This window comes from Clostridium beijerinckii (assembly GCF_018223745.1).
Classification (GTDB): domain Bacteria; phylum Bacillota; class Clostridia; order Clostridiales; family Clostridiaceae; genus Clostridium; species Clostridium beijerinckii.
The window spans coordinates 1,898,153-1,913,065 of the sequence record NZ_CP073653.1 but is presented as its reverse complement, the minus strand read 5'-3'; the positions used below and the strand labels follow the sequence as shown (position 1 = coordinate 1,913,065).

At 27.8% G+C, this 14,913-nt stretch carries 13 protein-coding genes; all 13 read right to left on the bottom strand.

Annotated elements, in window-relative coordinates; all coding sequences use genetic code 11:
• Nucleotides 1-183: 183 nt before the first annotated feature.
• Complete coding sequence (locus KEC93_RS08790; protein ID WP_077868097.1) at nt 184-2,400, bottom strand: glycosyltransferase family 39 protein; 2,217 nt, start codon at nt 2,398-2,400, stop codon at nt 184-186.
• 13 nt (nt 2,401-2,413) lie between these two features.
• The gene (locus KEC93_RS08785) at nt 2,414-3,400 is read right to left on the bottom strand and encodes a glycosyltransferase family 2 protein (protein WP_077868096.1); all 987 of its coding nucleotides are present in this window, start codon (nt 3,398-3,400) and stop codon (nt 2,414-2,416) included.
• A gap of 304 nt (nt 3,401-3,704) precedes the next feature.
• Nucleotides 3,705-4,115: a methyl-accepting chemotaxis protein gene (locus KEC93_RS26460; RefSeq protein WP_238892780.1), complete on the bottom strand. Its 411-nt coding sequence runs from the start codon at nt 4,113-4,115 to the stop codon at nt 3,705-3,707.
• On the bottom strand, nt 4,109-4,933 hold the full coding sequence (locus KEC93_RS08780; protein ID WP_238892779.1) for an MCP four helix bundle domain-containing protein: 825 nt from the start codon (nt 4,931-4,933) through the stop codon (nt 4,109-4,111). Before KEC93_RS08780 ends, KEC93_RS26460 begins: the two co-directional genes overlap by 7 nt.
• A 424-nt stretch (nt 4,934-5,357) precedes the next feature.
• Nucleotides 5,358-6,524 (bottom strand): iron-containing alcohol dehydrogenase, encoded by a 1,167-nt coding sequence (locus tag KEC93_RS08775; RefSeq protein ID WP_077868095.1) that lies wholly within the window; start codon nt 6,522-6,524, stop codon nt 5,358-5,360.
• 475 nt (nt 6,525-6,999) lie between these two features.
• Nucleotides 7,000-8,157, bottom strand: coding sequence for a metallophosphoesterase (locus tag KEC93_RS08770; RefSeq protein WP_077868094.1), 1,158 nt, complete (start codon nt 8,155-8,157; stop codon nt 7,000-7,002).
• A gap of 178 nt (nt 8,158-8,335) precedes the next feature.
• The gene (locus KEC93_RS08765) at nt 8,336-8,947 is read right to left on the bottom strand and encodes a histidine phosphatase family protein (protein WP_039770533.1); all 612 of its coding nucleotides are present in this window, start codon (nt 8,945-8,947) and stop codon (nt 8,336-8,338) included.
• Nucleotides 8,948-8,972: 25 nt separating this feature from the next.
• On the bottom strand, nt 8,973-9,983 hold the full coding sequence (locus tag KEC93_RS08760; protein WP_077868093.1) for a type II toxin-antitoxin system antitoxin SocA domain-containing protein: 1,011 nt from the start codon (nt 9,981-9,983) through the stop codon (nt 8,973-8,975).
• A 38-nt stretch (nt 9,984-10,021) separates the two neighbouring features.
• Entirely contained in the window at nt 10,022-10,423 is a 402-nt protein-coding gene (locus KEC93_RS08755; RefSeq protein WP_023974700.1) for a hypothetical protein, read from the bottom strand.
• Between the two features lie 183 nt (nt 10,424-10,606).
• Nucleotides 10,607-11,215, bottom strand: a complete 609-nt coding sequence (locus tag KEC93_RS08750; RefSeq protein ID WP_026015633.1) for a thioester domain-containing protein — start codon at nt 11,213-11,215, stop codon at nt 10,607-10,609.
• A gap of 211 nt (nt 11,216-11,426) precedes the next feature.
• On the bottom strand, nt 11,427-12,719 hold the full coding sequence (gene uraA, locus KEC93_RS08745) for a uracil permease (protein ID WP_171780394.1): 1,293 nt from the start codon (nt 12,717-12,719) through the stop codon (nt 11,427-11,429).
• Nucleotides 12,720-13,071: 352 nt separating this feature from the next.
• Nucleotides 13,072-13,299: a hypothetical protein gene (locus KEC93_RS08740; protein ID WP_017208908.1), complete on the bottom strand. Its 228-nt coding sequence runs from the start codon at nt 13,297-13,299 to the stop codon at nt 13,072-13,074.
• A gap of 409 nt (nt 13,300-13,708) precedes the next feature.
• Nucleotides 13,709-14,116 (bottom strand): bacteriohemerythrin, encoded by a 408-nt coding sequence (locus KEC93_RS08735; RefSeq protein WP_011969037.1) that lies wholly within the window; start codon nt 14,114-14,116, stop codon nt 13,709-13,711.
• Between the last annotated feature and the right edge of the window lie 797 nt (nt 14,117-14,913).

Below are 14,913 nucleotides of genomic sequence, written 5' to 3'. Positions count from 1 at the left end.
AATATATATTAATCATTTTCTTTAAAATTTTAAGAATTTATTCTACTAAAAAAGGGCTTGTTCTTGCAAATATTAAACTATAAGAATTAGTTCTAAAACTACTAAATAGTTAAACTCTTTAGTCTTTATGCAGCTAAATCTTAATAACTTGCACTAATACATGCCCTTTTTATTGTAAAAAACTTATTTTAAAATATTTGCTTCATCCTTTAAATCATATAATTGTTCCTGATTATTTCCTCCTAGGCCTCCCATATTCTGACTTATTGAATTTACATTCTGATTGTCATCTTTTGAATTATTTTTTATATCGTTACTGTCTTTAATATTTGGTTCATTACCTGATACAACATCCTTATATTGACTTTCCGGAACTAATGTTCCATTTTCAGCAACCCATTTTAGAATTTCACTACTTTCGCCTCTGCCCATGCCACCAGTAAGTACATATCTCACTTCTCCATTCTTAACCATCTCTTTAAATTCATCTAAAGAAAGAATCTTATCAGATCCTGAAAATCCACCAAGTGCCATTACTGATTCACCAGTTTGGATTATTATACTATCAGCGCTTTGTGATGATGGTACGACAAGTGAATATTTTTCAGTTGTTATATTACTTTTTAAGAAATCAAGTAACTTCGAATTTTTACCATTGTCACTTCTTTCCTTACCAAAACTTGCTCCGCCTCTTTCACTGTTTGAAAGAAGTTCCAATCCAGCAGTAGGAATAGTACTATTTACACTATGAGTAATTGCTGCACTTGATCCAATAAATGGTACAGTTAAAATACTGACTATAGAAATTCCTAGCAATATTTTTTTCAAATGTATGTCCTTATTATCACTTAAATTAGTATTATTTTTTCTTCTAATAAAGCTCAATAAATTTAATATTGCTAATATTGATGAAGTTAAAAAACACAATAACAAGGCTATTAAAATTATTTTTCTTATACTATCTGATAGATTATTTGAAAAATAAGATAACATCATCATATTAACAAGACCTTCTATAATTAATGATATTGGTAATAACCATGACGCCCATTTTTTTTCATTATATAGTTTCCACATTGTTACTATTCCTATTCCAGCTAATGCTGCAGCCGGAGGTGCCATCATTGTTAAATAATATGGATGGAATAAACCTGTTGTGTAACTGAAATATATGAATTCAGGTACCAACCATAAAATCCATAATGCTAGTGATATTTTTCTTTTATTATCTAACTTTAATCTTAGTTTTTCTTTTATAGCACCAGCTACAAAACCTAACAACGCAAGTGGTAAAAACCAAATTATTTGATCAGATAAACTATTTTTAGAAAATAATCTTGCTATTCCTGCTTTTGTCTGTCCTCCAAAGGTACCTTGAAGTCCACCTTGTCCTCCTAGGCCTCCTGGCATTCCTTCATTAGGTGCTTTCTGCATACTTCCGTCACCTTGTCCATCTCTATTTTCTGCTCCACTTACCATTCTATTAGTGCTTCCATTGTAATTTTCTTTATTCACTTGTTGATTCTGATCATTAATTACTTCAGTATTATTTTGAATTTGTCTATCATCTTTTTTATTATTGCTAGCATTAAATCCTTTATTTGATTTACTGCCAATTCCAAGTCTTTCTAATCCATTGTGACCAACTATAAGTTCCATAACACTATTATCTGTACTACTACCAATATAAGGTCTATTTTGTGCTGGAACTAAATCTACAATTAAAGCCCAAGATAATGATACTGACATAAGAACAAATGTGCCTATAACAATATGAACTATTCTCTTTTTTAATGTTATAGATGAAGAAAGAAGATATGTTATATAAATTGCTGGCCCAATCATATATGCTTCCAGCATTTTTATATTAAAACCAATTCCGACAAGTATTAAACTTAGATAAAGATATTTAGCTTTTCCTTTTTCAGCGGCTAGTGTAAGAGCTAAACATGCAAAGAGCAGTGTTAGAACAAGCAAGTTATCTATTGTATTGTTTCTACTTGCTGCTACAAAAACTGGAGTTACTGAGAGACATAATCCTGAAATAAGTCCAGCGGCACTTCCAAAAGATCTTTTCACTATAAAATATATAAGATAAACTGAAATTACTCCAGCTAATGCTTGTGGTAACAATATACTCCATCCGTTAAATCCAAGTATCTTAGCAAATAAGGCCTGTATCCAAAATCCCATTGGCGGTTTATCAATTGTAACAAAACTCCCTGGATCAAAGGATACAAAAAGGAAATTTTTAAGATTCATAGTCATGCTCTTTACTCCAGCAGCATAGTAGCTATTACCATATCCTTCAATTCCTATATTAGCAAAATTCAATACCGCAGATAATATTAAAATTAAAGATATACTTATATTCTCTTTAGTTAATTTTAGTTTCTTCAAATTCGTTCCCCCTCTATAAAGTCTTTTTATCTAGATCAATAATATTATATTTTTTACTTGATCTATTATAATTTGTTGTACTAGAAATTATATAAATTGGTCTACCTTTGCTTTCATCGAATATTCTTCCAATATACTGACCCATTATCCCAATACAACCTAAAACTACTCCAAACATCATCATGTTAATTCCTATCATCATAGTAAAATTCAACAAGCTGCTTTTATTAATTATAGCTTTCATAATATCAACAAACATTAAAATCATTCCAACCAGCAAAGCTAGAATCCCAAAATGGCCCGCAATAATAAGTGGTTTATATGATAGTGCTGTTATACCATCACATGCCAACTTAAGCATCTTTTTTAAAGGATATTTAGTTTCTCCTGCAAATCTTTCCTGTCTTATAAACTCAACATAAGTTTGCTTATAGCCAACCCAACTTACAAGCCCTCTTACATATCTGTTCCTTTCAGGTAAAGCTATTAGTGTATTACACACCTTCCTATCTATAAGCCTGAAATCTCCTGCATCTACTGGAACGTCAACTGTTGTCATACTTCTTAATAATCTATAATAAACTCTTGCCGTAAATTTTTTAAAAAAGGTTTCACCTTCTCTCTTTACTCTCTTTCCATAGACAACTTCATAACCTTCTTTCCATTTTTCAATCATTTTAAGCATTACTTCTGGTGGATCTTGGAGATCAGCATCTATTACAATAATTGCATCTCCTAATGCTAGATCCATACCTGCAGTTATAGCCGCTTGGTGACCAAAATTTCTTGAAAAATTAATGAGTTTTATATTCTCATCTCTGCTACATATTTCTTCTGTTATTTCTCTTGTTCTATCTTTACTTCCATCATTCACAAATACAATTTCGTAACTTTCAGTTGTAGAATCCATAACTTCTTTAAGTCTTTTATAACTTTGATTTATAACAAGTTCCTCATTATATAAAGGTACTATAACAGAATAAACTGTTTTATCATTCATATTTATCACCTCAAATATCTTTTATAAATTAAATGTTGAGTTATAAACTCTTTTAAATCTATATTTACATTCTAGAAAATAATTGTCACAGTTTTGTTACATTCCAATCACAAATTATATACATTTTAAATAAATATTATTATTAGAGATTTACCTATGAACTTATACCAATATATTTATGCGAGGAAGATTTCTCATTAAATAAAAAATAATTCACAAAAAAAGATAGCACCTCATCTTGAAAATGCTATCTTTTTTTCTTTAAATACTATAATTTTAAAGAGATCTACTTATATATAATTACTTATATCTTAAATTTGTTCACCACTTCATTTAACTTTTCTGCTAGCAGAGCCTGCTGCTCTATCTCAATTGTTGTTTCGCTTACACTATCTTTTATTGTTTCAGCGTTTTCAGATGATTTCTGTGCAATTTCAGCTGTATTTTGTACTGCATTAGTTATTTCATGAATTGTTGCTGTAAGTTCCTCTGACATATTTGCTACAAATTCTGCATCATCATAATATTGATTCCCCATATTCTTCATATCCTCAAATTTAGAATTTACATCTTCTTTTATAAAATCTAATACTTCTACGTTATTATCAGAAAAATTTCTAAACGCAGCTTGTACTTTTACTATTGTATCTTTTATAATAGTAACAGCCTGAGATGCCTCTTCCGCTAACTTCCTAACTTCTTCTGCTACTACCACAAAACCTTTTCCATTATCTCCTTTACTAAAATACTAATATCATTTTTCATTAAAAATATTGAATTAGCTAGATCTCCAATTTCATCTTTTCGTTTTAAAAGCAGTTCAGGAACTGATACTGTAAAATCTCTCTTAGCTAAAACTCTAATGCACTCTACTGATAATTTCAATGGGTTAGCAATTGTTTTAGATATAATAACTGATAAAGTAGCTGCTATCACTACTGATAAAAAACCTAGTATTATAAAAATCTTTCTAGAATAACTAAAACTATTGTTATTTTGAACATTTATTTCTTGTGCTTTATCAGCATTATATATCGCCAAAGTCTTTAAGTTTTTTTGAAATTCATCTACTTTCCCTGTTATTGATTTATATTTTTCTAAAGCCTCTTCTTGCTTCCCATCCATGGCTAACTTTATAATTTCATCTCTTGCTGCTCTATATTCTTTAAGATCATTCTCAACTAAAGGTATAATTTCTAATTCGAATTGATCAACCTCATTCCCTTTATAAGCCTGCCAGTTATTATCATATGCCTTTACTCTATCTTTAATATCATTTAATTTCTTATTTTGTTCTTCAGTATCTTTTACATTCAAAATAATATTATATGTATCTGCCTCTATTGCCCTTGATTGGTTTCTATTATCATTTAACCACTGTACAGGAAGCAATCTATCTTTATACATAGATGTTACATTATAATTTGATTGTAAATTATAATAATATCCAATTCCCCCCATAAAAATAATCAGTAAAATCATTATCCCCGAAAATAAGAAAATCTTCTGTTTAACTTTTAAATTATTAATCATATTTTATCCCCCTTTAAGCATTGAAAACTTAATTTAATCGTTTAATCTTTTAATTATTTAATATTTACTCCTACCCAAATATAATAATAGACCAATTAAAACTGTAAAGTTTGAACCGGCCTTTTGTAATGTTAACTGCAAACTACTATAATATTTACTAAAAACAGTTAATCACACTCTTTTATTTATTACACCAAATTACATTATGTGACTTTCATTCATCTCATAGCAATTATTATTTTCTTAATATTAAAGTAATTTTATCATTTAAATAAAAAATAACAATAAATATTATAATTTTCCCATAATTTTTTCATAATAAAAAAGCCCTCAAAAGAGAGCTTTTTATTATGAAAATCAAAAACATTGATTTATACAATTATATTATTTTATTCTTATGTTATTAAATTTATACATCTAAGTACTATAGTTCAACCTTTGTCCCATAATATGTGCATTCAAATAATTTTTCCATTGTAGCATCATCTATTTCTCTAGGATTTGATCCTGTACATGCATCTAACACTGCATTATGAGCAATAAATGAAAGATTTGCCTTAAAATCATCCTCTGTAACCCCATATTCTTTCATTGAATGAGGAATATTTAAATCACTATTCATTTTATTAATCATTCCAATTAATGAATCAGTTAATTCTGAATCTGTATTTCCTTCTAATTTTAATGCTCTAGCAATATCAGCATATCTATCTTCGCATTTAGTTCTATTATATTGTATTACATATGGTAAGAATATAGCATTCGCACATCCATGAGGAATATGGAATACAGCACCAACCTTATGAGCCATTGAATGAACTATTCCAAGTAATGCATTAGAAAATGCCATTCCTGCTAAACATTGAGCTTCATGCATTAAGTTTCTAGCTTCCTTGTCTCCTTCAAAAGACTTGAGTAAATTTTCTTGTACCATCTGCAATGCTTTAATTGCTAAAGGATCAGAAAAGTTTGATCTAAGCGATGCAGTATATGCTTCTATAGCATGAGTTAGTGCATCCATTCCAGTATGAGCTGTTAATGTTTTTGGCATGGTTTGAGCTAATACTGGATCAACTATTGCTATATCTGGAGTTATGTTAAAGTCAGCTAAAGGATATTTAATCTTTTCTGTGTAATTTGTTATAACTGAGAATGCTGTAACTTCTGTAGCTGTACCACTTGTTGATGGAATAGCTACAAATTTAGCTTTTTGTCTAAGCTCTGGTAAACCAAATGGAACAACCGCTTGTTCAAAAGTAAATTCTGGGTATTCATAGAATATCCACATAGCTTTTGCAGCATCTATTGGCGATCCTCCACCCATAGCAACTATCCAATCAGGTTCGAAGTTTCTCATTGCTTCGGCACCCTTCATTACTGTTTCTACTGATGGATCTGGTTCTACTCCTTCAAATAGCTCTACTTCCATTCCTGCTTCTGTTAAATAATCTTCAACTTGTTTAAGAAAACCAAATCTTTTCATTGATCCTCCACCAACAACTACAAAAGCTTTTTTGCCTTTTAAAGTTTTAAGTACTTCAAGCGCCCCTTCTCCATGATATAAGTCCCTAGGTAAAGTAAAACGTGCCATAAATTTATACCTCCTAAAATTCATCTGTCATATTTATTTGCTTTTAACCACATTAATTATGTAAAGCAATATTTATGCCAAATGTTATTATTTTATCAATTTATTATATAGGTTTATGTAATATTCTGGTATAATTTATCGCATAATTTTTATTTCATACTAATACAAATAAGGATATATTTCCCTGTAAATACAAGGTTCTAATTCATCAATCTACGTGAATTTTTCAAAATATATTAGTAGACTTATTTCTCCATTTATTGAAATTTTATAATCTAATTATTAACAATGTAGTTTTTCTAACACAAATTTACTGTATCAAAAAAATACAATTTATAAATAAAATGTTCAATTTTATTACACTGTATATTTTTAGGACATATATTCCATTCATTTTTTTATGTTTATATATTGTTCATTTTTGATTCATGATAGTTTATCTATTTAATTGCTTGTAGACACTAAAAATAATCCTTTACTTAAATGTTACATTTATATTTACTATCTCACATTTACTCCCAATCCTTATAGGCGGTCCCCACGTTCTTGTGCCACATGAAACTATTATTTGAAATTTATCCATTTTTAGATATCCATAATCAATTTTAAATACTCTTTTCGTTATTAAATTAAAAGGAAAAAACTGTCCTTTATGTGTGTGACCAGATAATTGTAAATCAATTCCTTCACTCACAGGTTCATTTAGGTTATTGGGCTGATGATCAAGCACTATTATAGGTAATTCTCCACTAATTTCATTTACAGTTTCTGATAGTTTTTTTCTTCTTATCCCGCTTATTCTTTCATAAGAGATATCTTCACGCCCTATAACATAAAAACTATCATCAATTTTTACATAACTATCTCGTAATATATTAACTCCTACTTTTTTGAAATTATTTATTCTATTTGATGAATCACCTTTATGATCATAGTCATGATTCCCCAAACATGCATAAATCCCATATTTACTTTTTATTTTTTTAAAATTACTTTGCATCTTAGAAAAATCATAATTTATCATATCTCTATTAGAATCAATTATATCTCCTGCAATTAAAACAATATCTGGTTGTATAGAATTAATTTTATCTATTAGTTTATCTATTCTTTTATCCATTAAATTACCAAGATGAATATCTGATAAAAACGCTATTTGCAATTTACTTATCTTTCCTGCCTTTCTAGGTAAATCTATATTATATGGTGTAATTGTTGCGTTTTTAGCATTTATCGTTCCGTATAGAATTATAATCATTACAGTAAAAAGAATTATCAAAGCAATATAAAATAAAACATTTGCATTAAGTTTAATATCGCTAGGTATAAACTGTAAAGTCTTGCCTAAAATAAAAAAGCACTCAATCATGCCAATAAATATTGCAAAGTATAATATAACAGCAAGCCAATAAGATGCTATCAAGTAAATTCCATCATGGAGAAACTTAGGTATATGGCGATTCCATATAACTCCAACTAAGCTTATTATAAATATAATAAAAAAGAAGCTAAAGTATATTTCACTATTAAAAAAAGGGATCATACTGCATAAATTTTTCCAAAACCATATGCTAATGTAATAATTTATTCCAGAATATAAAATCAATATAATACTTATCATCATGTATATCATTCTTTTTTACTCCTTATGAATCATCGTAAAATACATTTACGATAATTTTATAAACTTCATTGGTAAAATAAATCTTATCTATTTATTTAGAATAATTATTTTATGTTTAACATTTAGTATATTTTGATACCTTTTATAGAATTGCATTTTTTTAATTAATTCATATAACTTTCGTAATTTAATCTAAATGAGTTGTATCATTTAAACTAACTAACATTGGCATTAAATCATCATTGAAAGTTATTTTATTAATACAAGTATTGCCAAGTGCTACTTTATGATACATTGTCATATCCCAGTCAAATATTCCTATAAGTCCAGCTTTTATTATTCCTCCATGAGCAACAATTACTATCTTCTCACCTTTATGTTTAGATACTATTTCTAGAATACACTTCTTAGCTCTACCTACCGCATTACGTATACTAGAATCTCCACCGCAAATATAACTTTCTTTTTTATCAGTTCTCCAAGCTTTAAAAACATCAGGATATTTTTCACTAATTTGCTTAACAGTTAATCCTTCCCATTCACCAAAATTAATTTCTCTTATCTCAGGCTCTATTATAACTTCTTTATTCGTAATTGATGCTAATATATTTGCTGTTTTAAAAGCTCTACTTAACGGACTAGCATATATCCAATCAAATTCTTCATTAAGTCTATTTTTTAATATTTGCGCTTGTTTTACTCCTTCCTCTGACAACTCTATATCTGTACACCCTTGAAATTTTCCTAAAGCATTCCATTCTGTTTCGCCATGTCTAATAAGTAATAATGTAGTTTTCATAATTTACCTCTTTCCTAACTTCATATTAAATAGATATCTTATCGAATGAATCTCTACTATAATTTTGTATATCTAATAAACTACTAATATTATATTTTTCCTTAATACTATCAAAATACTCTTGGATCAAACTTTTTTCAATCACAGTATTAAATTCACCATATTTGATATTCTTTCCATTAATAGAATTAGTTCTTGTTAATATCCAAGGAGCTTCGCTTTTAGTCATCTCCTTTAATATTTTCCCACTATAACAACCATAAAATTTTATTATACTTTCTACAATATTCCGTTCAAAATTCTCCAACCTTAACTTATCATTAGCCATTATATCTTTATTAACTTTTTCATATCCAAATTGTTCATATCTTTCATATAAACTTGGATAAAACGGACCATCCTTCCAAGCTTCGCAATCTTCTTCAAACATAAAATTACCAGTAAAGACATAATGAAATGCTTGTACATAATATAGAAGTTTTTGGATTGATAAAGCTGTGAAATCTTCACATCTTATCAACAAATATTTTATTACTGCGTCGATTTTTTCTTCTGTCTCATCTTGATCTAAAATATATCTAATAGCTTGTCTACTTTTATTGTAATCTGCTGGATTTATTCTTTCCTTATTATTTTGCAATATGATAGAATAATAACTGGTATTTTCATATACTTTTCTTAATAAATCACTATTGGAGACTCCAATCATATCCCCATCTAAATATCGTTCTATAGTCTTACTATTCCATCCTAATATTAGTGAAAGTGCTTCTGAATTAATTGAATACTTTATTTTAACTTTTTCTATTTCATCCGTACTAATAATATTATAATTCCTTCTATATTCTTTATATAAGTTCATCAAATTATACTCACATATGTCTGACACAAAAATCTCATTACCACAAACGTTACAAACAGCTTCTTTAGCCTTGTAGCTTACCTCTTCTTCTTTTAGTATAGATGTTCTTCTTACTTTATATACTTGATATTCTCTTTCGCTAAAACAATATTCACAAAATGCTGATTTCTTCATGAGTTTATCCCTCCTTTTAGAAATGAAGACAATTCTTTTTATCTAAAAAGATATGTAATAGGCTTGTTTCTTTTATGTAGAGAGACTAATACTCTACTACTATTCACTTCATTACATATTACATTAAATTTCAAATAAATATCTACTATTTCTCTCTTATCCTCAACATTATACAATTCTTTTTGTAAACAAAATACATAAAGATCATTTTGCTCAACTCCATTTTTTACGTTTTGGAGGCCATAACAAAAATCTTTGTAGTCTATATCGCATAGTATACTTATTCTCTTCTTTTCATTTATATTGTATTCTTCTATAAATTGAATATTTTCTGCCTTATTTTCTTCTAAAGATATAGTATACATATCTTCACGGACACAATCTTTAATAATTTCAACTAAATTCCTAATTTGTTCCTTACTATAATCCTTTAGCAGCAATCTTCTTCACCACCTTACTACTTCTAATAATCTAACAAAAGGTTATCATTTTATAGAATTGGTGTCAATCATAGCCAAGATTTCCTTCTAATTAACTATTAATGCTGTTACAAGGTAAATTCTTTAGACTAATCATAAAACATTCATTATGTAACAGCATTAACATGTAATCTGTAATTTTATTTATCCTTCTTGTGGTGCATATTCTGTTTGAATTGATTCTCCTTTTTCTTCCGATACTAAATCATCAGTATATACAACTATTATTTCTTGTATAGATTCATCACTTGTTTTATATACTTTACTTCTTATTTTACTTGAATATTTCCCATTTACCCCATCATTATATATGCTCTTTATCGCATCTACTATTTTAGAGTTATTTCCTTTTATTTTATTAACATCATATCCTTCCATTGAACTCCATATTGCTATCTGAGTAGCGAAATACGCTTCGTTTTCATTGTCTAAATTTAATTCAGCTACAGATCTATTTGGATATCCGGCAGCAATAACATTACGAACTGATTCACTTAAATTACTATTTGACGAAAAATTTTGCCCAGATGGATATTTTTCATTTATCTCTAAGCAATATGCAACATTGTTGCTTCCAGCAACTCTTATTCTTCTCGCTGTAAGATCATAGCCATCGTACTCAACTGTATATAATGGTTCCTTATCAGTAGTTATTTTCACAGTATTAGCATCAGCGCCAACGAAAGCCAAACTCATAAGTACGTTAAAAATAATAAAATAACTTAATACTTTTATGTATTTTTTTAATTTCATTTGTATTCCTCCTATACATTTATCTTCATACATAGTTTCTCTTTTAATACTCTTATATATTCATAAATTAACTATAAAAATATAAATAGTTAAATATATCTACTTTCTTTAATTTTATACTTCTTTTCTTTAAAATAAAAAATGCCATTAGTATTTTCATTAATACTAACAGCATTCTTATAATTAATTTCATTATTTATAAACTTTTATCTTATTCCGCTTCGTTCATTATACCTAATTTATCAAATATCATAAAACTTATACTTAACACCATAGCAACCAATGTTGCTAGCCCCATTCCTTTAAGTTCAATAGTCCCTAAAGTTAATTTTATGCCACTTAATCCTACTATAAATACTACCGAAGTTAATATTAAATTTCTTGATTTAGAAAAATCAACTTTTTCTTCAATAAAAGTTCTTAATCCTGAAGTTGCAATAGTCCCAAATAATAAGAAGCTTATTCCTCCAATAACAGGCGTTGGAATTGTACTAATAAGTGCTGACATTTTCCCAGAAAACCCTAGCAAAATTGATACTAAGCCGGCCCCACATATTACATATACACTATACACTTTAGTTAGAGCTAAAACTCCTATATTTTCACCATAAGTTGTTGTTGGTACAGAACCAAACATTCCCGAAATGATAGTTGATAGCCCGTCTCCAAGTAAAGATCTATGAAGTCCAGGATCTTTTGATAAATCTCTTCCAACAATGCTACTAGTAACTTTTAAATGACCAACATGTTCTGCAATTACTACAAATGTTGCAGGTAGTATAGTTAAAATTGCATTTAAACTGAAATGTGCAACCTTTATATTAGGTAAAACAAAATAATTTGCATTATTTATAGTACTAAAATCTACTAATCCCATAAAGAATGCTGTAATGTATCCAACTACTACCCCTATTAATATAGGTATAACTTTCAAGAATCCTTTTAATAAGATATTACATAAAATCACTGTAGCTAAAGTAACCATCGAAACAATTACCCATGTTATGTTTAAAGTTGGAGAATTACTTAATCCAACCGGAAAACCTGCTTGATCTGCTGCATTACTGGCTAATTCTAAACCTATAATTGTTATTATTGATCCCATAGCAGCTGGTGGAAATAATTTATTTATCCATCCCATACCTGTATATCCAACAATAATCGCTATTATTGAAAATGATATACCTACAAATACAAAACCGCCTTGTATAGTCTGAAAATCATATCCTTGACTATATAAAAGTAATACTGGTGATATAAAGGCAAAACTTGATCCTAAATAAGCTGGAATACTTTTTTTGGTAATAAAGGCATAAAGTAATGTACCAATACCATTAAAAAATAGCACTGTTGTTGGATCAATTTTAAAAATAAGTGGTACTAAGACTGAAGCTCCAAACATTGCAAACAAATGTTGGATACTTAATGGAATTGCTCTCTTTAAAGAAACTTTCTCTTTTACATCTATAAAATTTTTTTCGCTTTTTAATGATTTATTATTCATCATATGTTCCCCCTTCTTAGCTTCTCTGAACTAAATTAAAAGTATGCTTTTACAAAAATATCATATATTCATGAGTTTTGTCAACAATTCTGTGCAATTTTTTTAAATATTATTGTTGAAATTTTAATATTAGTTTTTTATTGTTGTCATAATATTGCCACAATATATATTTATACTATTACTTGAAACAAGATAAAACATTATTTTACTCCTATAAAAAATACTATGACCCATATAAGAATAGTTCATTTCACCCTAGTGAACTATTCTTTTTTGTTATGTGAAATATTTTTTATGCTGCACTAATTATACTTTAATAACACTATATCTATTTTAATTATTTAGATTAGTTTCATATTCCTTCCCACAAAACGCCTTTATCAAGCTTACATTTCGTTATAAATTCTATTGCTGCCACACTATGTTCAAGATCACCGTATAATTTTTGTTTCTCTAGGCCTGATATATTATTATTACTTATTAGCAACATCTTGTAGTTTTCTACTATTGTTGTTATTGCGCTTTTTAATGCTTCTTTTTGTTGATCCTTTGTTAGCTTTTCATCTTTTACTTCTCCCATACCCTCACCCCTTTTCTATAACTAAAAATATTCTATAAATTATATAAAATCCCTTTTTCCAATTTGCAGTATTTATGTTATTCTGTATAAGATTTTTATTTATAAAACTGTGTTATCGATATTTTCTAATATAAAACAATTTTTTCATAAACTTAAAATTCAATAAGAATTAATTTATATACTAGCCTTGTCATAATCCTGTAGCAATCTTAAGTTATAATATCAATATAAACAATTTTCATTATTTTTTTTACCTCAAAAAAATATCGTCAACCAATTTTAAGATAGCTTATATTTCTAAATAAGCTATCCTTTTCATTGATTTTTCTTAATAATTTACCAAATTCAAATGATTGGATTTTTTATCTTGTAGTACAATTCGATTCCATCATACCTTCAGTAAATAGTACTATTTAGAACTTTCTATTAAGAATCCTCCTAGATCTCTATCCAATTCTCTAATATGCTTTCTCCACCAACTGGACATCTTTTGTTGTACATTTATAACAAACAATGCTGAGACACCAGCTTTTTCAAAAACTTTTCTTAATTCTCTAAGCTCCTCTTTGAATTCTTCATGTTGCTTATGTTGAATATCGTATTTAGGATAATTGCTCTTTCTTTGCATCTCTTCTTCATCATTAAAATGCTTAATAACGTACTCTTCTAGAAAGCTTAAAGTCTCTATAACCTCATCTTTTCCTTTTCCCTCTCTCATCGCACTTACTAACTTATTAATTCTATCAAACAATTCTTTGTGTTGATGATCTATTTTATCAATACCCACTGACCATTTCTTATCCCAATTAAATTCCATAAAAAACCACCCTTCATTAATGCATAAATTATTCTTAAGTTGATTCTCTTTTTTATAATACCTCCATAATATAATTTTAGTTAAATTGACTCGATATACTTATCAAGATCGAATCTCTTTTACCTAATCATATATTTCTACATTCTTATACAAATACCTTCTTTCTGTAATCTTTATTTTAACTTTTATTTCCACATTTTTCAGCATTAAAAGCATATTTTTCTCTTTTTTATACATGATGTATTGTAAATTTATAACATTGTATAAACTTTTGTGTCGTTAATAATTTACTATCGTAATATATTTCTTAATAGAAATATACTTATTCACTTTTTATTAACGCTTGTATACCATAGAATTATATTTTCACATACTATAATCTACTTTTGAAATATCATGACCTTCTTGTTAATTAATTTATTTTTTTACATAAAAAAAAGACCAAAGAATAATTATATCTCCTTAGTCTAAAATATCATATCTATTTATATACTATTATTCCAGTTATATAACCCAATATTCCCGAAATAGTTATCGCTAATATTTTTAATACTGGAATATTAATTTTTATTTCCATACACTTTAATCCTCTGTCTTTCTATATCTTAAATTCTAACACTTTAATTATAACATGTCCGCTTTAAATTTTCCACTTAAAAAGGATGGTTAATTTATGTTGCTTTCCTCTATAATCTTTTGTTTTTATTTTTGCATAAAAATAACCTTTTATTAGTTAGATTGTTACACCCAACTAATAAAAGGTATTAGTCTTACATAAATTTAGAGTATTAATTGAT